23 protein-coding genes are annotated in these 19,268 nt (G+C 70.7%); 6 read left to right on the plus strand and 17 right to left on the minus strand.

Features of this window, described 5'->3' with window-relative positions:
• Positions 1–34 precede the first annotated feature (34 nt).
• From OG410_RS37840 to OG410_RS37875, 8 genes are read right to left on the minus strand one after another with little or no spacing between them, the layout of a single operon-like run.
• The gene (locus OG410_RS37840; RefSeq protein WP_329303283.1) at positions 35–448 is read right to left on the minus strand and encodes a gas vesicle protein K; all 414 of its coding nucleotides are present in this window, start codon (positions 446–448) and stop codon (positions 35–37) included.
• Positions 438–677 (minus strand): gas vesicle protein, encoded by a 240-nt coding sequence (locus OG410_RS37845; RefSeq protein WP_329303284.1) that lies wholly within the window; start codon positions 675–677, stop codon positions 438–440. The genes OG410_RS37840 and OG410_RS37845 overlap by 11 nt, the downstream gene beginning before the upstream one ends.
• On the minus strand, positions 674–1,543 hold the full coding sequence (locus OG410_RS37850) for a GvpL/GvpF family gas vesicle protein (RefSeq protein ID WP_329303285.1): 870 nt from the start codon (positions 1,541–1,543) through the stop codon (positions 674–676). The genes OG410_RS37845 and OG410_RS37850 overlap by 4 nt, the downstream gene beginning before the upstream one ends.
• A complete protein-coding gene (locus tag OG410_RS37855) occupies positions 1,524–1,937 on the minus strand; it encodes a gas vesicle protein (protein ID WP_328444896.1) in 414 nt (137 codons plus the stop codon). The genes OG410_RS37850 and OG410_RS37855 overlap by 20 nt, the downstream gene beginning before the upstream one ends.
• Before the next feature lie 59 nt (positions 1,938–1,996).
• Positions 1,997–2,248, minus strand: coding sequence for a gas vesicle protein GvpG (locus OG410_RS37860; protein ID WP_329303286.1), 252 nt, complete (start codon positions 2,246–2,248; stop codon positions 1,997–1,999).
• Positions 2,249–2,258: 10 nt separating this feature from the next.
• Positions 2,259–2,972: a GvpL/GvpF family gas vesicle protein gene (locus OG410_RS37865; protein ID WP_329303287.1), complete on the minus strand. Its 714-nt coding sequence runs from the start codon at positions 2,970–2,972 to the stop codon at positions 2,259–2,261.
• 3 nt (positions 2,973–2,975) lie between these two features.
• Positions 2,976–3,485: a gas vesicle structural protein GvpA gene (locus tag OG410_RS37870; RefSeq protein ID WP_329303288.1), complete on the minus strand. Its 510-nt coding sequence runs from the start codon at positions 3,483–3,485 to the stop codon at positions 2,976–2,978.
• Positions 3,486–3,513: 28 nt separating this feature from the next.
• Entirely contained in the window at positions 3,514–3,864 is a 351-nt protein-coding gene (locus OG410_RS37875; protein WP_329303289.1) for a gas vesicle protein GvpO, read from the minus strand.
• Positions 3,865–3,986: 122 nt separating this feature from the next.
• On the opposite strand from OG410_RS37875, the gene OG410_RS37880 reads away from it, so the two are divergent.
• Entirely contained in the window at positions 3,987–4,511 is a 525-nt protein-coding gene (locus OG410_RS37880; protein ID WP_329303290.1) for a histone H1-like repetitive region-containing protein, read from the plus strand.
• A gap of 12 nt (positions 4,512–4,523) precedes the next feature.
• Here the strand turns inward: OG410_RS37880 and OG410_RS37885 are convergent, their stop codons facing one another.
• Positions 4,524–4,892 (minus strand): low affinity iron permease family protein, encoded by a 369-nt coding sequence (locus OG410_RS37885; protein WP_329303291.1) that lies wholly within the window; start codon positions 4,890–4,892, stop codon positions 4,524–4,526.
• A gap of 2 nt (positions 4,893–4,894) precedes the next feature.
• Entirely contained in the window at positions 4,895–5,125 is a 231-nt protein-coding gene (locus tag OG410_RS37890) for a CsbD family protein (RefSeq protein ID WP_329303292.1), read from the minus strand.
• 221 nt (positions 5,126–5,346) lie between these two features.
• Here OG410_RS37890 and OG410_RS37895 point away from each other — a divergent pair, with 221 nt between their 5' ends.
• Entirely contained in the window at positions 5,347–5,517 is a 171-nt protein-coding gene (locus OG410_RS37895) for a hypothetical protein (protein WP_329303293.1), read from the plus strand.
• Between the two features lie 46 nt (positions 5,518–5,563).
• On the opposite strand, the gene OG410_RS37900 is transcribed toward OG410_RS37895, so the two are convergent.
• Positions 5,564–6,100 (minus strand): DUF5709 domain-containing protein, encoded by a 537-nt coding sequence (locus tag OG410_RS37900; RefSeq protein ID WP_329303294.1) that lies wholly within the window; start codon positions 6,098–6,100, stop codon positions 5,564–5,566.
• A gap of 239 nt (positions 6,101–6,339) precedes the next feature.
• Between OG410_RS37900 and OG410_RS37905 the strand changes: the two genes are divergently transcribed.
• The 4 genes from OG410_RS37905 to OG410_RS37920 all read left to right on the plus strand — a co-directional run bounded on the left by OG410_RS37905 (position 6,340) and on the right by OG410_RS37920 (position 14,017).
• Positions 6,340–6,513 (plus strand): CsbD family protein, encoded by a 174-nt coding sequence (locus OG410_RS37905; protein WP_329303295.1) that lies wholly within the window; start codon positions 6,340–6,342, stop codon positions 6,511–6,513.
• Between the two features lie 243 nt (positions 6,514–6,756).
• Positions 6,757–8,268, plus strand: coding sequence for an MFS transporter (locus OG410_RS37910; RefSeq protein ID WP_443063849.1), 1,512 nt, complete (start codon positions 6,757–6,759; stop codon positions 8,266–8,268).
• 430 nt (positions 8,269–8,698) lie between these two features.
• A complete protein-coding gene (locus tag OG410_RS37915) occupies positions 8,699–10,990 on the plus strand; it encodes a M4 family metallopeptidase (protein WP_329304422.1) in 2,292 nt (763 codons plus the stop codon).
• Between the two features lie 483 nt (positions 10,991–11,473).
• Positions 11,474–14,017, plus strand: a complete 2,544-nt coding sequence (locus tag OG410_RS37920) for a discoidin domain-containing protein (RefSeq protein ID WP_329303296.1) — start codon at positions 11,474–11,476, stop codon at positions 14,015–14,017.
• A gap of 126 nt (positions 14,018–14,143) precedes the next feature.
• Here OG410_RS37920 and OG410_RS37925 read toward each other — a convergent pair whose 3' ends face one another.
• The 6 genes from OG410_RS37925 to OG410_RS37950 all read right to left on the minus strand — a co-directional run bounded on the left by OG410_RS37925 (position 14,144) and on the right by OG410_RS37950 (position 19,053).
• The gene (locus tag OG410_RS37925; RefSeq protein ID WP_329303297.1) at positions 14,144–14,503 is read right to left on the minus strand and encodes a hypothetical protein; all 360 of its coding nucleotides are present in this window, start codon (positions 14,501–14,503) and stop codon (positions 14,144–14,146) included.
• Positions 14,504–14,783: 280 nt separating this feature from the next.
• Positions 14,784–15,737, minus strand: coding sequence for a Ppx/GppA phosphatase family protein (locus OG410_RS37930; protein WP_329303298.1), 954 nt, complete (start codon positions 15,735–15,737; stop codon positions 14,784–14,786).
• 199 nt (positions 15,738–15,936) lie between these two features.
• Entirely contained in the window at positions 15,937–16,413 is a 477-nt protein-coding gene (locus OG410_RS37935) for an ATP-binding protein (protein WP_329303299.1), read from the minus strand.
• Between the two features lie 114 nt (positions 16,414–16,527).
• Positions 16,528–16,968, minus strand: a complete 441-nt coding sequence (locus OG410_RS37940) for an OsmC family protein (protein WP_329303300.1) — start codon at positions 16,966–16,968, stop codon at positions 16,528–16,530.
• Positions 16,969–17,020: 52 nt separating this feature from the next.
• The gene (locus OG410_RS37945) at positions 17,021–17,698 is read right to left on the minus strand and encodes a response regulator transcription factor (protein WP_329303301.1); all 678 of its coding nucleotides are present in this window, start codon (positions 17,696–17,698) and stop codon (positions 17,021–17,023) included.
• Positions 17,695–19,053 (minus strand): sensor histidine kinase, encoded by a 1,359-nt coding sequence (locus tag OG410_RS37950; protein WP_329304424.1) that lies wholly within the window; start codon positions 19,051–19,053, stop codon positions 17,695–17,697. The genes OG410_RS37945 and OG410_RS37950 overlap by 4 nt, the downstream gene beginning before the upstream one ends.
• Between the last annotated feature and the right edge of the window lie 215 nt (positions 19,054–19,268).

Here is a 19,268-nt window from a genome sequence, read left to right on the forward strand (position 1 = left end):
GGACGCGGGCCGAGGAGCAGCCGGTGGGCCCCGGTCAGTCGGGCGGCGGCAGCAGCGGGCCCAGGGGACCGAGGTCGAGGTTGAGGTCCTCCATGGTCAGACCGTGGGTCGCGCACAGGTCCTTCATCCGGTCGTGCAGGACCATGAGCGTCGCGCCCAGCCGCTCCTCGTCCTCCTCGCTGAGATCACCCTGGTCGACCCGGCGCAGCGCCTGCCGTTCCATGACCTGACGCAGCAGTTCGACCAGTGTCAGAACCAGCCGCAGAAGGTCGCGCTCGACCGTGTCCGGGTCGGTGTTGATCCGCCCGGCCGCGGCACGACCCCGCGCACCCGGCCGTGGCCGGTCCGAGGGCTCGGCCGGCAGCAGCCGGAAAGCTCGTGCCGCGGCCTCCGCCGCCTCTTCCAGGGGATCCGCGGCGCCCAGGGTGCCGTCGTCGTCAGCCGTCATCTCCGCCTCGCGAGGGAGCGGACTGTTCCCAGGGCGACGGGTTCTCCGCGCTGACGGACACGATCAGCGCGCGCAGCGAGATCCGCACGAGATCGATGTCGGCGACGGACAGCACCACGTCACCGGTCAGGACCACCCCTCCGGCGAGCAGCCGGTCCAGCAGGTCGATGAGCGCGACCTGACGGTCCGGCAGCGGTTCCACAGCGGTCGAACGGCCGGGCCCGGTCATGGCCCGACACCCCGGACCGAGTCGTCCCCGCCGTCCGTGCCGCCGGGGGCGTCCGTGTCGTTCACGGGCATCGCGAAGGAGTACGGCGCCCACGGGCCCGTGACCTCGACGCGGATCCCCGCCAGCCCCTGCCCCACGCGGGCGACTTCGGTGCGGAAGGCCTCGCCGCGCCCGCGGGGCACCAGAAAGGCGTCGTTGAACACGTTCTCGCCCGCGTCGCCGGCCAGGGCGCCTTGCTGGGGCCGGTGCGCCGCCCGGTCGGTCGCGTACGCGCGTGCCACGTTCCCCACACGCTCGGCCGCCTCCTGAGCCGCTCGGTGGACGGCCTCCCGGTCGCCGCGCTGTCGTCTTCGGGCACTCAGGTAGGCACGCCCCGGCGAGATGTCCGCCGACGGGGATTCCGGGGCCGCCGGGGTGGGAGGGGCGGTCGCCTCGACATAGATCTTCACCCCCCATTCGACCTGGTCGGCCAGGTGGTCCAGGCGCTCGGCGAACAGCCGTACCGCGGAGCGCAGCATGTCGCGGGCGCTGCTGTCGTCGAGGTAGACGGTCGCGAGCCGCAGCGGCAGCGCCGGGGCGAGGGCCGCGACCTCCTCGACGATCGCGTGGTGCGCCCGTGCGACCGCCTCCAGCCAGTCCAGGTCCTCCAGATGCCGTCTGAGCCCCTCCTCGCGGAAGTCCGCCGCCGGTACCGGGCTCACCACGAGAACGATGTCCGCGTCGCCGTGCTCCTTCCCGCCTTCGGCGATCAGGTGTACCGGGGCACCGGCCACTCCCGTGAGTCCGGTGAGGGACTGCGGCAGATCCGGGTGCGCGCGTGCCACGGCGTACGCGTAGGTGACCGGTTCACTCGTACTCGTCGTCATCGCGATCAGCTCTTCGGCGGGTGGTGCCGTGCGGTTCCGCGTCCACCTCGGGGATGCCCCTGTCCCGGCGCAGCGCGTTCAACTCGGCGCGCAGCCTGCGGTTCTGTTCGGCCAGCGATCGCTCGTCCCCGGCGCCCGACGTGAGCGACGGGTCGTGCTCCCACCAGTCGATGCCCATTTCCCTGGCCTTGTCGACCGAGGCGACGAGCAACCGGATCTTGATGGTGAGCAGTTCGATGTCGAGGAGGTTGATCCGGATGTCGCCCGCGATCACGATGCCCTTGTCGAGGACGCGTTCCAGGATGTCGGCGAGACTGGCGGAGGACCCCTGCGCGTACGGCGGAGCGGCTCGGGACGGATAGTCGCCCAGGCGGTTGGAGAGCGGTTGACTCACGACGGTGGCCTCGAGTTCTCTCGGATCCGGTCGGGGTTCGTTCGGGGAGACCGGGCCGGTCAGGGCGGTCCGCCCCGTTCGTGGATCCTGATCTCCTCCAGCCGGTCGAGCAGTTGGTCCTCGATCCGGTCGAACGTCTCCTCGTCGATCTCACCCGCGTTCAACTGCCTTTCCAGCTCGGCGAGTTGAAGCCGTATCGGTGCCGGGTCGTAGTACTCGTCCTCGGCGGCCTCCAGGACCCTGTCCATCACCCAGGCGACCCCGCGCACGGGCGCCAGGGGAAGCGTGACGAGTTGTGTGAACAGTCCCATGACATCTCCATCAGCTGAAGCTGTACGGAGGGAGCGGACCGTTGAGCCGGAACTCGAATCCCTCGCCCAGCTGGTGCGCGAGACTCAGTTCCGTGGCGAGGAAGAGCTCGTCCTGGTCGTCGCTCACCAGGAACGAGACGCTGAGGAAGTCCGTTCCGGCGGGCGGAGAGGAGTCGATCTCCCGGGCGAACGGGCGGAGCGCCTCGATCACGCCCGAGGCCAGTGCCTCCTGGCGGGCCCGCACCTCGTTGGCGACCAACTCGCCGAGCCGCACGGCCGCGTCGGGGGGCGCCGTGCCCTCGCGGACGGCGTCGTTGAGCTGCCGGGCCGCCTCCGACTGCACGAGGATCTCCCGCAGCAGCATCTCCTCGTCCTGCGACGCCTTCAGGTTGTACTCGGCGCAGTTCTCCAACTGGTGCAGGCGTTCGGCGTACTCGTCGCCGCGCTCCTCCAGTGCCTCCCTGACCGCGTCCTCGTCCGGGGCGGTGTAGCCGAACCTGAGAGGCAGCACGGTGCCGTCCGCCAGCAGACGCTGCTGGATCTCCTGGTGCCGGCCGATGTCTCTGCGTTTGGGGCGCAGTTCCTCCGGAGCGTCACTCACGACCGCGCAGAGCGGGCCCGCGGTCACCGTGCGCAGCGGGGAGGGCGAAGCGCCGACCCCGTCGAGACCGTCGAGCCGCAGCGGATGGTCCTTGAACGTGATCGAGTAGATGTATACGGCCATGGCTCACTCCTCCGCGCGAGACGCGCTTCTCTCCCGCCGGGGGGAGCGCCGGGCCGGCCGCCGCCGTCGCTGCACCGGCTCTTCCTCCGTCTCCTCTTCTTCCTCCGGCTCCTCCGTCTCCGGCTCGTCCTCCTCATCGTCGTCGCTGTCCTTGCCCGTCACTCCCCGGATGGTTTCGGTGACCGCTTCGGCGGCGCCGCTGAGGGCTCCCTTGGACTTGCCCCGCGCGCCGGATTCCATGGAGTCGCCGACAAGGTCGGTGAGCTGGGCCGGGGACTTGTCGCCGGACTCCAGATCGAGACGGTTGCAGGCCTCCGCGAAGCGCAAATAGGTGTCGACACTGGCCACGACGATGCGTGCGTCGATCTTCAGGATCTCGATGCCCACGAGGGACACCCGGACGAAGACGTCGATCACGAGCCCGCGGTCGAGAATGAGTTCCAGAACGTCGTAGAGGTTGCCGGATCCGCCGCCCTGGGCGAGGCCGCTGCCACTCTGCGGCACCACAGTCATGGTGCCTCCCTTCACCGGCTGTGATGACTCAGCGCCGGTCGATCTGTCCACGCGTATAGCGGCGCTTCCTCTCGTAGGCCACCAGGTCGCCCTTCTTGTCCAGGGTCACTCGGTAGGTGGCCATCACGCTGGTGGTCTCGGGGACGCGCTCCAGTTCGAGTACCTCCACATCCGCCTCCCAACCGTCGTCCGTGGGTCTGATCGCGGAAACGGATTCGGGGGCTCGGCCGAGCAACGAGCCGAGTTGCTTCACCGCCTCACGGATGGCCCGGGCGGGGCCTCCGGAGCGTGATGGGGCCGCACTGTCACCGGCGGGCCGCCGGCGCGCGGTACCGCGGTCGGCGCTCGGCCGCCGTTTGGCGGGTTCTGCTGCGGCCATGGTGTCTCCGGTCATCGAAACGGACGCCGTTTTCCCATGTAAGTAAGCAATCTCATCATATAGGGGTACTTAGAGCGTCAGATGTGGACAGTCTGGCCGCGTGGTCGGAAGGGAATGGGTTCATGAAGGTGACGACCAAGATTGCTCTGGCCGCGGCTGTCGCCGGGGGCTATCTCCTCGGACGTATGAAGAAGGGCCGCCTCGCGTTCGCGGTGGCCACCTATCTCGCCGGGCGCCGATTCGGGCTCGATCCGCAGCAGTTGGCCACGGAAGGGCTCAAGCGGCTCTCGGAGGTTCCGGCTGTCGCGGAGCTCCAGGAACAGGTACGGAGCGAACTGATGAACGCCGCCCACCAGGCCCTGGCTGCTCCTGCTCCGTCGGAGAAGACGGCTGCCGAGAAGATGCCTGCCAAGGAGGCGCCTGCCAAGAAGACGGCCGCCAAGAAGACGGCCGCCAAGAAGACGGCCGCCAAGAAGATGCCTGCCAAGGAGGCGCCCGCCAAGAAGACGGCCGCCAAGAAGGCGCCTGCCAAGAAGACGGCAGCCAAGAAGACCTCGCCGCAGGCGAAGAAGGCGCCCGTGAAGAAGGCCGCCGCGAAGAGATCTTCGTCCAGGGCGGACAGGAGCGCTTCCGGACGCCGGAGGTAGGAGGAAGCCCCGTCAGGTCTCGTCCTCCATGCGGATCACCCGCCTGAGATCCTCATGCGCCTTGCCGGGGGTACCTTCCTGCGCCTCCAGCAGTGCCGAGGCGATGGCGTCCAGCTTGCGCTGGATCGCCCGCTCGGACCGTAGCTCGGAGTTCTTCAGCAGTGCCAGGAGCAGCAGCGTCACCGCGGTCATCGCGTCGCCGGCGAGAAGGAGCCATTCCCCGGCGAGGCCGGCGATGTGGACGGCGACCGTCAGAGCGACCAGTCCGACGCAGAACGTGAAGAAGACGGGCGAGCTGGTGAACCTCGACCCGGACTCGGCGAGTCGCTCGAACCCGCCGCGTTCGTCGCCACCGCGGTCGGCGGGATGCTGAAAGGCCATGGTCAGTGCTTGGTCCACTGACGCACCCGCGCCGTGGCCTTCTCCGTCACCTCCTGCGCCTTGCCCCGCAGTTGCTCACGCCGGCCCGCCCTCTGGACCGACGTGTCGCCCAGCGCCTTCCCGACGGACTCCTTCACCTTGCCCTTGATCTGCTTGGCCTTCGCGTTGCCCTGGAACATCATCGCCACCGTCCTCCGGGTGTGCGCCGTGCCGCGACGCGGCGGGTCGCTCATCCCCTTCTCACCGTGTGACCTGGCGGGCGGCACCGCAAACCGGCCCGTCGGCCACGCCGACCGCGTCCGCCACGCCGGCCACGTCGTGCTGCCCGGCCGGTTTCCCCGCGCGCCGGAGGGGGACCCGATGCCGAAGCCCGGAACCAGCAAAAGGGACCGGATCCGATGGAGCCGGACGCGGTGGGAGCCGGGGCCGGACAGAGAAGTGATGAGAAGGAGCCATGGCTGCCGATATCGGGACCAGGAGCACCCAGCGACCGGAGACGGGATGGGCGAAGGCACGTCGTCGGCGGCAGACCGGGCCGAGGACCTGTCTGCCGGCGACGGCCGGCGCGTCGGCCCGCCAGGACCGGACCGCCCCCGAGTGGAACATCGTCAGGGGTGAGGACTGACCGGCCGTCACTTCTCCGTCCGGGGCCGCGCCGTCACGGGTGAGCCTCAGGAGGCGGAGTCCGTCTTGGAGCGCAGCCGGCGGATCTCGTCCTCCGGGGGACGGCGCTGACCCTCGTCCACCAGACGCTCGGGCATGTCGTCGTCCGGGATCAGGTGAACGGCCTCCTGCTCGGCGGGGTCGGAGTCGCCGTCGGCACCGACATCCTCGGCGATCATGTCGTGCTCGGCGTCCTCGTGGGCGCCCACGTCGAGGGCCAGGATTCTCTCCGCGGGATCCGTGTCCACCTCGTCGTCCAGGAGTTCGCCTCCGTCGGCCTCCAGGTCGTTTTCGCCGTCGTCCTCACCGGGGTCCCGCAGGGCCGGATCCGTCCGTTCCTCGGCCAGCTTCTCGTCCAGGCTCTCCCCCTCGCGCTGTTCACGCGCCGTGGTGCCCGGATGGTCCACCGCGAGCGGGCGCTCGGGCGGGGACCAACCGTCGTCGAAGGGGTCCGAGCCCCGGTATTCCAGGGTGTCCTCGGGGTCGAGGATGCCTTCGTCCTCGCGTATGTCGGGACCTCCCGGCTGGTAGACCTCATCACCCATGACGCCGTCCTCGCTCTGGCTGCCCAAGATGGGCGCGACCTTCGGACGGATCCGAGTGTCATCGGCCCATGTCTCCAGGCTCACCCAGCACACCGGTTCCGGCATGCCGGAGCGGCGCGCGATCACAGAGAGTCACCAGTAACGAGGTGATGATTCTCGATCTCCACGTTTGGCACCCGCGGGGAGGGTCACTCGATGAGTCGACACTCGAAGCCGATCGTGATGGGAAGTGAGACATCGTGAGTGGCGAGCAGAAGGCCAAGGCCAAGATGGAACAGGCCAAGGGCAAAACGAAGGAAGCGGCCGGGCACGCCGTGGGCAACGAGCGGATGACCGCCGAGGGCCGGGCCGAAAAGGCCAAGGGCGACGCACGGCAGGCCAAGGAGAAGACGAAGGACGTCTTCAAGGGCTGAACAGGGCTGAAGGGGCTGAACCGCCGAAGACCTGAAAGGGCCGACCGTTCAGGTCTCTCGTCTCAGGTCCTGGGGAGTCGGCGCGGCCGCCAGGCCGGCCATGTGGGGCCCGTTCCGGGGAACGGGCCCCACAGTCGTGCACGCGTCCGGCACGGTCGTGCACGCGGCTACCGGCCGGACCTCGTGTTGCCCCACGCCCCCGCGGGCCGAAGATGGTGGGGGTGGCGGAGAGGAGCCCCCGGCGTGGAACCGGACGCGCAGGCAGACGGGCGAGGGGACCGCTCGCAGAGGCCGGCCGAGGGAGCCGATCCGCGGCGGTGGCGCGCCCTGTGGGTCACTCTGACCGCCGGGTTCATGAGCCTGCTCGACGTCACCATCGTCGCCGTCGCGCTGCCCTCCATGCAGCGCGCCCTGCACGCCTCCGCCCCGTCGATCCAATGGGTCGTCTCCGGTTACGCCCTCACCTTCGCGCTGGTTCTCGTGACGGCCGGACGCCTCGGCGACGCGATCGGCCGGCGGCGGATCTTCCTGCTCGCCCTCGCCGCCTTCGTCCTGTGCAGCGCCGCTGCCGGCGCCGCGCCGACGATCACTCTCCTCGTCGTGGCGCGACTGGCCCAGGGCGCGGCCGCGGGGTGCCTGGCACCGCAGAACTCCGCCCTCATCCAGCAACTGTTCCGGGGAGCCGAGCGGGGGCGGGCGTTCGGGCTCTTCGGGGCCACCGTCGGCATCTCCAGCGCGGTGGGCCCCGTCATCGGCGGCCTGATCCTGATGCTCGCCGACGGGCCCCAGGGCTGGCGCTGGATCTTCTACGTGAACGTGCCGGTCGGAGCAGTCGCCTTCCTGCTGGGCCTGCGGCTGCTGCCCAAGGTCGCTCCGCGCCGCCGGGAACGGTTCGATCTGCGGGGCGTCCTGCTGCTCGGCTGCGGGGTGCTCGCCCTGATGCTTCCCCTGATCCTGGCCGAGTCCGGCGGTGTACGAAGGCTGTGGTGGCTCTTCCCGCTGGGGGCGGTCCTTCTCGCGGTGTTCGCCTGGTGGGAGCGGCGCCTGACGGCGGTCGGCGGGCAGCCGCTCCTGGATCCGCGCCTGGTGACGAACACGCGAGGCTACGCGGCCGGAGCGGCGATCGCCGCCCTGTACTTCGTGGGGTTCAGCGGCGTGTGGCTGGTGTTCGCGCTGTACTTCCAGAACGGTGAGGGCTTCTCCCCGCTGCGCTCGGGGCTCGCGGTGACCCCCTTCGCCATCGGTTCGGCCGCGGCGGCCGTGGTGGCCGGACGGCTTGTCGAGCGGCTGGGCCGGCTCCTGACCGTCTGCGGTCTCGCCGCCGTCGCCCTGGGGCTGGGCGGCGCCGTGCTGATCCTGCGCCTCGCACCCGGGGATCCGGCCGTGTGGTACGCGGCTCCGGCCCTGTTCCTCGGCGGGCTGGGCAGCGGCTGCGTCATCTCGCCGAACGTCACGATGACGCTCCGGGACGTGCCGGTGCGGATGGCGGGCGCGGCCGGCGGCGCCCTGCAGACGGCCCAACGGCTGGGCGGCGCGGTCGGTACGGCGGCGCTGCCGGGACTCTTCTACGTCGTGCTCGGCACGGGACGGCAGGACTTCCGCTCCGCCCTGGCGATCGCCGTGGGCTCCGGGATCGTGGCTGTCCTGTGCGCCCTCGCCCTGGCTGTTCACGACTGGCTGCGCGACTGTGAGCCCCGGCCACCGCGCCGCCGTTCCGAGACGCCGCACGAACACACCGACGTGAGTCGGCCCTGAGGCGCCTACGTGGGAAGCAGGCCGCGTGGAAGGCCGTGCCTTCGGCCATGCTCACAGTCATCGCACAGCGGCCGAAAAGGTGTGACGGGCGGATGAACTCGCAGTAGGTAATGGCAAGTTCAAGCCGAAGTCTTGTCCTCTCCATGACAAGGTCATCGGGTCGATGCCACTCTGCTGTCGACCAGGCACGCTTCGTGCACACGCTGTCGCCCTCATCCCCTCCGGCTCATCCCCTCCGGCTCATCCCCTCCGGCTCATCCCCTCCACATCGTCCCCTTCCAGCGCACCCGCACCCCGACGATTCACGCGCCGCCGACTCCGCGAGCGCCTTCGTGCGGCAGTCACTGCGGCGCTGCTTCCCGCCCGGCTCACCACGGACCGGCCGTACCCGACGGTCGGCCCGCCCGGGCCACCCCCCTCGCAGATGGAGATGACCTTGAACCGGCAACCCCCTTCCGCCCGTCGGCGCAGACGCGCAACTGTCCTCGCCCTCACCGCCGCGAGCTCGTTACTGGCGCTCGCCGTCCACCCGGCTCCCGCGTCCGCGGCCCCCGCTGATCCGTCGGCCGCCAGGGCCGTCGCCCGGATCGTCGCCGAGCCCAGGTCCGGCGCCCGCCAGGTTCCGCTGTCGCCCGCCCGGCGTGCAGCGCTGGTCGAGAGCGCGGGAGCGGCGGCGGGTGCCACAGCGAAGCGGCTCGGTCTCGGCGCCCGGGAGCGACTCGTCGTCAAGGACGTCTCCAAGGACGCGGACGGTACGACCCATACGCGATACGAGCGCACCTATGCGGGACTGCCGGTGCTCGGCGGCGATCTGGTCGAGCACCTGAGGAGCGGCCGGAGCACCGTGTCCGAGGCCGGCCGGGCCGCAGCCGTCACCCTGCCGAGCGTCAGGCCCAGGATCTCCGCCGGTGACGCCGCGGCCAGGGCCCTGGCGGTGGGACGAGCGGCGGCCGTCCGGCGAGCGGGCGTCGACGGGGAGCCCCGGCTCGTCGTCTGGGCCGCCGGCACCCGCCCGGTCCTGGCCTGGGAATCGGTGATCGACGGCGTCCAGCGCGACGGCACACCGAGCGAGCTGCACGTCATCACCGACGCCGCCTCCGGCAAGGTCGCCTCCCGGTATCAGGGAGTCGACACGGGCACGGGGACGGGCCAGTACGCCGGGACGGTGCCGCTCTCCACCACCCCGTCCGGATCGTCGTACCAACTGGTCGACGGCGACCGTGCCGGCCATCGCACCTTCGACCTCAACCAGGGAACCTCCGGCACCGGGACCCTGTTCACGGACGACAACGATGTCTGGGGCACCGGCGCCCAGAGCGACCGGCAGACCGCCGGTGTCGACGTCGCCTACGGAGCGGCCGCGACCTGGGACTACTACAAGGACGTCTTCGGCCGCAACGGGATCCGCAACGACGGTGTGGCCGCCTACAGCCGGGCCCACTACGGCAACAACTACGTCAACGCCTTCTGGCAGGACAGCTGCTTCTGCATGACCTACGGCGACGGCGCGAGCAACACGCACCCCCTGACGGCCCTGGATGTCGCCGCCCACGAGATGAGCCACGGCGTGACCGCGGCCACCGCCAACCTCACCTACTCAGGGGAGTCCGGCGGTCTCAACGAGGCGACGTCGGACATCTTCGCCGCGGCTGTGGAGTTCCACGAGAACCTCGCGGCCGACGTGCCCGACTACCTGGTCGGCGAGAAGATCGACATCCGCGGCACCGGCGCGCCGCTGCGCTACATGGACAAGCCCTCCAAGGACGGTTCCTCCCGCGACTACTGGGACTCCTCGCTGGGCGGCATCGACGTCCACTACTCGTCGGGACCGGCGAACCACTTCTTCTACCTGCTCTCCGAGGGGAGCGGCGCGAAGACCGTCAACGGGGTGTCGTACGACAGCCCGACCCATGACGGTCTTCCGGTGGCCGGCATCGGCATCGAGAACGCCGCCCGGATCTGGTACCGCGCGCTGACGACATACATGACGTCCACGACCAACTACGCCGGTGCCAGGACCGCGACCCTGCGAGCCGCGGGCGATCTCTTCGGGGCCTACAGCCCGACCTATCTCGCCGTCGCCGACGCCTGGGCGGGTATCAACGTCGGTGACCGCATCGCCCTGGGGGTCAACGTCTCCCCGGTCGCCGACCAGACCTCGGGGGTCGGCCAGCAAGTGTCCCTCCAGGTGAACGCGTACACCACCAACACCGACGCGAGCCTCGCCTACACGGCCACCGGACTGCCGGAGGGCCTGTCCATCGGTGACACCGGACTGATCACCGGGATCCCCGTCACCCCGGGGACCAGCGACACGACGGTCACGGTGACCGACAGCACCGGCGCGGCGGTGTCGGTGGCCTTCCAATGGCGGATCGCGTACGTCTACGCCAACAGCACCCGGGTCGACATCCCCGACGTCGGCCCGGCGGTCGAGTCGCCCGTCACGATCACGGGCCGGCCCGGCAACGCCTCGGCGACCACCGAGGTCTACGTCAACATCGTGCACACCTACCGCGGTGACCTGACGGTCGATCTGGTCGGCCCCGACGGCACCGTCTACTCGCTGCTGAACCGCAGTGGGGGCTCGGCCGACAACGTGGACCAGACGTTCACGGTGGACGCCTCCGCGCAGCCGGTCGACGGCACGTGGAAGCTGCGCGTCCGCGACCTCGCGTCGATCGACGTGGGGTACATCCAGGAGTGGCGGATCACCCCCTGATCCTCCACTGACCCGTGCCCGTCCGGACCGCCTCGCGGACCGGACGGGCAAGCCGTCCCCGCCGAGTGTCCGGGGGCGTCCGCCGTCACAACGGCGCGACGCCCCAGGGCACTCGGCTTCTTTCTGCCCTCGATCACGTTCCGCCGCGCTTCCTTCGCGCCTTCCGGGTCTTCCGTGCCGTCCGAGTCCTCCGCGCCTTCAAGCCTTGACGGATCCGGGCGGCCTCCCGCCTGTCCGCGTAGACCCCCATCCAGGTCAAACCCCTTGAAGTGGCCCACCAACACGGGCCCGACGCACACGAGTTGAAGAAACCCGTGTCACGGGACTTGCCACTCTGATGGTTCATTACTTAAATCAAACCGTGAACTAAGAGAGCCGGAAGGCCAGTTCACAGTGTTCCCACCCACATGGCAGAGCTGTGTCCACAGCTCTCGATCCACTGTGTCCGCTCCGCTCGTCACCCCACCCGCATGGAGTCACGGCATGAAACTCAGAACCCTGGGTGTCGCGCTGGCCGCTATGGCCGCGCTCGTCACCCTGCCCTTGCAGGGACCGGCCGCCGCGGCCGAACTCCCGCTGTCCCAGGGCAAGACGGCCACGTCCTCCTCGGACGAGAACGGGGGCACCCCCGCCGCCTACGCCGTCGACGGCGACACCGCCACCCGGTGGTCCTCGGCCGCCACGGACGCCCAGTGGCTCCAGGTCGACCTCGGCGCCTCGGCCACGATCACCAAGGTCGTCCTCAACTGGGAGGCCGCGTACGGCAGCGACTACCGCATCCAGACCTCACCGGACGGCAGCACCTGGACCGACATCAAGACGGTGACCGGCGGTGACGGCGGCACCGACACGCTCGACGTCTCGGGCCAGGGCCGCTACGTCCGGATGAACGGCGTCCACCGCGCGACCCCGTACGGCTACTCCCTCTGGGAGTTCCAGGTCTTCGGCACCGGCGGCACCGGCACCCCGACGACCTGTGGCACGGCCAACGCGGCGCAGGGCAAGGCGGCGACCGCCTCCTCCACCGAGAACGCGTCCGGCCCCGCCTCGGCCGCCTTCGACGGCAACACCGCGACGCGCTGGTCCAGCGCCTTCTCCGACCCGCAGTGGGTCCAGGTCGATCTCGGATCCTCCAGCGACCTGTGCCGGGTCGACCTCAACTGGGAGGCGGCGTACGGCAAGGCCTTCCAGATCCAGTCCTCCACGGACGGCCAGAACTGGACCGTCCTCAAGTCCGTCACCGACGGCACGGGCGGCACCGCCTCCTACGACGTCTCCGGCAAGGGCCGGTACGTACGGATCTACGGGACGACCCGGGGCACCGCGTACGGGTACTCGCTGTGGGAGGTCGCCGTCCACACCGGCACAGGGACCGGCACCCCGCCCGTGCAGGGCGGCGGAGACCTCGGGCCCAACGTCATCGTCGTGGACCCCTCGACGCCCGGTCTGCAGGGCAAGTTCGACCAGGTCTTCGCCCAGCAGGAGTCGAACCAGTTCGGTTCCGCCCGCTACCAGTTCCTGATGAAGCCGGGCACGTACAACGGGATCAACGCCCAAGTCGGCTTTTACACCTCGATCTCGGGCCTCGGCCTGAACCCCGACGACACCCACATCAACGGCGACATCACCGTGGACGCGGGCTGGTTCAACGGCAACGCCACCCAGAACTTCTGGCGTTCGGCGGAGAACCTGTCGATCACCCCGGTCAACGGCACGGACCGCTGGGCCGTGGCGCAGGCCGCGCCCTTCCGCCGTATCCATGTACAGGGCGGCCTCAACCTCGCCCCGAACGGCTACGGCTGGGCCTCCGGCGGCTACATCGCCGACTCCAAGATCGACGGTACGGTCGGCCCGTACTCCCAGCAGCAGTGGTACACCCGTGACAGCTCCGTCGGCGGCTGGACCAACGGTGTCTGGAACATGACCTTCACGGGCGTCCAGGGAGCACCGGCGACGAACTTCGACACCGGCCCGTACACCACCCTGGACACCACCCCGGTCTCCCGCGAGAAGCCCTACCTCTACCTGGACGGCAGCACCTACAAGGTGTTCGTGCCCTCCAAGCGGACCAACTCCCGCGGCGTCTCGTGGCCCAACACGGCCGGTACGTCGATCCCGCTCGACCAGTTCTACGTCGTCAAGGCCGGCGCGACCGCGCAGACCATCAACGCGGCGCTCGCCCAGGGTCTCAACCTGCTGTTCACCCCAGGTGTCTACCACATCGACCAGACGATCAACGTGACCCGGGCCAACACCGTCGTCCTCGGTCTCGGGCTCGCGACCGTCGTGCCGGACAACGGCATCGACGCGATGCACGTGGCGGACGTGGACGGCGTCAGGCTCGCCGGATTCCTCATCGACGCGGGCAGCTCCAAGTCCGACACCCTGCTGCAGATCGGTTCGTCGGGCGCCTCGGCCGACCACTCCGCCAACCCGACCACCATGCAGGACGTGTTCGTGCGGGTCGGCGGCGCGGGCCCCGGCCTCGCCACCAACTCGGTCGTGGTCAACAGCGACGACGTCGTGATCGACCACACCTGGCTCTGGCGGGCCGACCACGGCGAAGGAGTCGGCTGGGAAACCAACCGCGCCGACTACGGGCTCGTGGTCAACGGTGACGACGTCCTGGCGACCGGCCTGTTCGTCGAGCACTTCAACAAGTACGACGTGCTGTGGAACGGCGAGAACGGGCGCACGATCTTCTACCAGAACGAGAAGGCGTACGACGTACCCAACTCCGCCGCCATCACCCACGACGGCATCGTCGGGTACGCGGCCTACAAGGTCGCCGACTCCGTGGCCGTGCACGAGGCATGGGGACTGGGCAGCTACTGCAACTTCACCTCGGACCCGTCGATCGTGCAGGCACACGGCTTCCAGGTCCCGGTGAAGGCGGGGATCAAGCTGCACGACATTCAGGTGATCTCCCTGGGCGGCAAGGGCCAGTACGCCCACGTCGTCAACAACACCGGCGCGCCCACCTCGGGGACGGACACCGTCCCGTCCAAGGTCACGCAGTTCCCGTGATCCTGAACGGCGCCGGCTGACAGACAAGCGGGTGCCGGCACTCCCCCTGGTCCGGGGGAGTGCCGGCACCCGCGCGCGTTCGGCGTCACGCGGCGGCGTGGGCCGCCGCCGGCCCGGTCCGCCCGCTCAGACGGAGCGGTGCCCCGGGCCGAAGCCCCCAGCGGCCCCCGTCGTGCCGCGAGGTGTGTCGAGCCGCGTGTCATGAGCCCGGGGCGCTTCCTGGTCGGGCGGCCCCGCCGGCTCCACCCCGGCGGCGTGCGCGAGGAGGCGACGGGCCAGTTCACGTGCCTCGGCGGGGGTGAGCGAGGCCCACACCCCGTGCTCGTCGCCCTGGTCGGGACCCACGTCCAGCGTCACGCGGCCGATCGTCCGGCCCGGCGTGGGCAGCCGCAGCTCCTTCACGAGGATCCTGCGGCCGCACGAAGTCACCAGGGGCAACTCGCCCGCCCCGGTCGCGGGTATCCGCCGCTGTCCGGACGCCGTCATCGCTCTCACGCCTTTCCACGAGCAGAACCGCCGGTGGGTCCACCGCAGTCGGTGGAACTCCGTGCTCCGGCGTCTGCCGGACTGTTCAGGTCAGCGTCGAGTGGTACTGGTTTGTTCCCGGTCTCCGCGCGCCACACTCCCTCGTGACCGCGTCCCGCGAGCCGCCCGCCGGTGCCGTGGGACCCGAACACGGGGTGGTGTTCACGTGGTTGACGAAAGCCCCGCTCGGTACGCGGACGGGGAGCGCCCGGCGGACCGGGCGGCCCGCGACCGGTCCGTGTCAGCGCGGGGTGGAGCCCTTGGCGCGCAGGGCCCCGAGGCGTTCCAGGAGCAGACCCTCCCGGGTGGACCAGGGCGAGACCTCCACACTCGTGGCCCGGCAGGCCTCCATCAGCGCTTCCGCGACCAGCGCCCCGGCCAGGGACTGTCCGGCCCGGTGCCGTGAGATGCCGGGCAGACGGCCGCGGCCCGCGGACCCGTTCCTGGCGAGAACGCCCACCGCGGCCCGTACCTCGTCGAGGGTCAGCCGCTGCGGGGTCCGGGAGCGGTCGCTGCCGGCGGTGGTGTAGCGGGCGAGCTGGGTGAAGGTCTTGGAGCAGGCGAGCACGCGTCCGTCGGGATCGGCGCGCGGCAGGTCGGCCACCTCGGCGAGCCGGTCGCTCAGATGGTCGCGGACCTCGGCGAGCCGTCGCTTCGAGGACACGGCCTCGTCCAGCTTCCAGGCGCGGGTGACCGTGCGGGCGCCCAGCGGCAGGGAATGGGTCGTCCGGGGTTGCCTGGACGATCCGGACGCGACCTCCACGGTCCCGCCGCCGATGTCGAGCACCAGCAGGGAGCCGGCCCGTTCGCCCGCCCAGTGCCGTGCGGCCACGTAGGCCAGGCGGGCCTCCTCCTCGCCGGACATCACCCGCAGCCGGGTGCCGGTCGCGCTGGCCACCTGGGCGAGGACCTCGTCGCGGTTGGGCGCGTCGCGAATCACCGACGTGGCGAACGCGTACACCTCCGGCAGGGCTCCCCGGCTCTCGGCGAGCGTTTCGGCCACGGCCCGCTGCACGCTCCGTACGCCCGATTTGTCCAGCCGTCCCGTGGCGTCCAGTGTCTCGTGCAACTGGAGCCGTACCTTTCGGGACAGCACCTCCTCCATGGCGACTCCGGCGCGGCGCCGCGCCACGGTGAGCAGAGCGCTGTGACACCCGACGTCTAGTACACCTGCCTGACGCACTGTGTTAACCACCCGTTTCCTGCAGAAGGGGACCCCGCGAACTCACCATTGTCCCGCACGGTGGCCGTGGTGACGCGACACGATTTCGTTTCGGCTCGTCAGGAGCCTGTCGGGGACCTTCAGGGTGCCACGGCGGCGCCGGGCGGCCGACCGAAGGGACTTCACGCGCGCTGCCGCGCCCCCGCTGTCGCACGAGGGGCGGGAGCCGGCGTCAGATGGCGGAGCGGCTCATGTCACTGTCCGGCGTGTCGGCCAACGCCACCACGGCGGTGATCCGTTTGCCGACGGGTTCCCGGTGCGCCTCGAAGGCATGGCACACGGCCATGACGATCTCCAGTCCGTGCTGGCCGACGCGGCCCGCGTCGGCCGCGCGTGCCACCGGAAGGGTCGGGTCGGAGTCCCACACGGTCGCCCGGACGGCGCCCTGGTCGACCTCCAGCGACAACAGGCAGGGTCCGCCCGCGTACTTGACCGCGTTGGTCACCAGCTCGCTGACGACCAGGGGGACCATGCCCATCACCCGTCCGGAGACGGGCAGTCCGGCGACCGCCTGCACCCGTGTCAGGAAGTCGCGGGTGAACGCCCGCGCCTGAGCGATGCACGTGGAGTCACCGTCGTACGCGACTGAGGCCTCGATGAGTGCACCCCGCTGTTCCTGCTGTCCCGCTTCGCTCACCTGCTGACCCATACGATCCGTCCCGCGTCCACCTCTTCGACGTTCGGCGTCTGCCCCGGAAATCCGGCTTCACTCCACCCGGCCGCGTATTCGTCCGCGGGGCACCGCGACGGGGTGCCGCCGAGGTCAGGCGTCGGCGACCGTCACGGCGACGGGGGTGCCGGCCTCGATCGTGCGGCTGACCGTGCAGAGCCGGTCGTGCGAGGTCTTGACGGCGCGGGGGAGGATGGCACGGGCGCGGTCGCCGCTCTCGCCGTCCGGGAACGCCACCGAGAAGGTGACCGCGAGGCTGGTCATCCGGTTTCCGAGCTCGTCGCTGATCTTGTCGCCGGTCACCGTCAGGGTGAACCGCGTGGGCTCCGCATGGCGGCCGGTCGCGACATCGACATCGGCCGCGGTGCAGCCGCCGATGGCCGCGAGCAGCAGTTCGACCGGGGTGAACTCGTCCTCCCCGCCGGGTCCGGAACCGGTACCGAAGGCGATCGTCCCGCCCCGCGTGTTCGTCGCGGTGAAGTGTCCGGTGCCGGTCCGCTCGACGGTGACGCTGCGCAGCTTGTCGTCAGTCATACCGCCGACCCTAATGTCGTGCCGCGCCGCCCGCCTCGGACGTGCCGTCGGGTCAGTCGGGCGGGTTCGGCCGGACGACACCGAGGTCGTAGGCGAGGATGACCGCCTGGACGCGGTCGCGGACGCCCACCTTCGACAGGACGCGGCCGACGTGCGTCTTCACCGTCGACTCCGCCACGACGAGGCGGCCGGCGATCTCGCTGTTGCTCCAGCCCTCGCCGATGGCGACGAAGATCTCGTACTCGCGCTCGGTGAGGGCGTGCAGGCGAGGGTCGTCCTGCGGCCTCGCAGCCGACGGATCGTGCGGGAGGTGCCGGGCATAGGCGTCCAGGAGACGCCGGGTCAGCGCGGGGGCGATCACCGCGTCCCCCGCGGCGACCGCCCGGATCCCGGCGAGCAGTTCCTCCGGATGGGCGTCCTTGAGGAGGAACCCGCTGGCTCCCGCGCGCAGTGCGGCGTAGGCGTACTCGTCCAGGTCGAACGTGGTCAGGATCAGTACCCGGGAGCGGCCACCGGAGGCGACGACCCGGCGGGTGGCCTCGATGCCGTCCATCCCGGGCATCCGTACGTCCATGAGGATCACGTCCGGGCGCAGTTCGGCGGCCCTGCGGACGGCGTCGGCGCCGTGGGACGCCTCGCCGACGACAGAGGTGTCCGGCGTGCTCTCCAGGAGCATGCGGAAGCCCAGGCGTTGCAGCGGCTGGTCGTCGACGATGAGCACGCTGGTCACGCGGCACCGCCCGTGACGGCCGGCGGAGCGAGGCCGGTCCCGGCCGGAGGGGTGAGATCGAGGGTGGCCCGCAGCGTCCACCCGCCGTCGGGGCCGGGCCCCGCGACGACCGTTCCGTCGTAGAGGGCCGCGCGTTCTCTCATGCCGGGGATGCCGTGCCCTTCGTCGTCGTGCGGCCGGGAGCGCACGCTGCCGTTGCCCGGGCCGGTGTCGTGGACGTCGATGTGCAGCAGCGCTTCCTCGACGCCCACCGCGAGATCGACGCGTGTCCCCGGGCCTCCGTGCTTGAGGGCGTTGGTGAGAGCCTCCTGGACGATGCGGTACACGGCGAGCTGGACACCGCGGTCCAGAGTGCGCAGTTCGCCGCTGCTGCGGTGCACGACCACCGGACCGGCGGCCCGGATCCGCTCGCACAGGGCGTCGATGTCCCCGATCCCCGGCTGGGGACTCAGCTCGGGCGCGCTGGGAGTCGCGGGCTGCTCGCGCAGCACGCCGAGCATGCGGCGCAGTTCGCCGAGCGCCTGCCGTCCGGTGTCACCGATGAGCAGCAGGGCCTGCTTCCCACGTTCCGGCGCGAGGTCGTTCGCGTACGCGCCGCCGTCGGCCAGGGTGATGATGACGGAGAGGTTGTGGCCGACGATGTCGTGCATCTCGCGGGCCATGCGGGTGCGTTCGGCGGCGGCGGCCAGTCGGCTGCGCTGGTCGCGCTCGACCTCCAGCCGGGTCGCGCGGTCCCGCAGGACGGCGAGCTGGCCGCGCCGGATCCGGACGGCCAGTCCGAGCGCGACGGCCGCGGTTATCGTGCTGAAGAGGAAGAACAGCGCGTCCAGGACATGTACTTCGGGCGGCAGGCGCACGGCGACCAGCCCCAGCGCGCCGGCCGTGACCGCGCAGGCCAGGGGGAGCCGCCGCAGCTCGCCGTGCAGGACCAGGCTGTAGAGGGCGATCAGCACGGCGACGTCGGCGCGCAGCCACACCCCCAGCGCCAGCTGGAGGATGAACACCGCGATGATCACCCCGAAGGAGAGCGAGGGCCTTCTGCGCCGCCACAGCAGCGGGAGCACCAGTCCGGCCTGCAGCGCGAGCGTCCCCGGCAGGTCCAGGTGGGTGAACTCGGTGTCGAACGGATGGTGCCGGCCGTCCCCGTCGTGCACCAGGTCCGGCAGGCAGAACAGCAGCGCGACGACCGCCGTCACCACGGAGTCGAGGATCCATGGACGGCTGCGGTCACCCTGCTTGAGCCGACGGCCGAGACGGGACAGCGCACGGGCCAGCGGGTGGTTCCACGGCAGGTCTGCCTCGGCGAAAGGACGGTCGTCCGCCGGTTCGGGCAGGGCGGTGTCGTCGGCGTTCATGGGAGTCACCGGTCCACGCTCATGGGTCTCACCTGTCCATTGTGGGTCCGGACGCTGTGGGTCCGGCCGCGCCCCGTACGCGCCTCCTCGTGTCCTCGTACGGGCGTCACCGCGCGGGTCGGCCGTGATGCCCGGTGCCCGGACGGCACGACACCGGACCGGGTGATCCGGTCGGGTGCCGTGCCGTGCCGGTCGTGGCGTGCGGTGCGCGGTGT

Source organism: Streptomyces sp. NBC_00659 (genome assembly GCF_036226925.1).
Classification (GTDB): Bacteria; Actinomycetota; Actinomycetes; order Streptomycetales; family Streptomycetaceae; genus Streptomyces.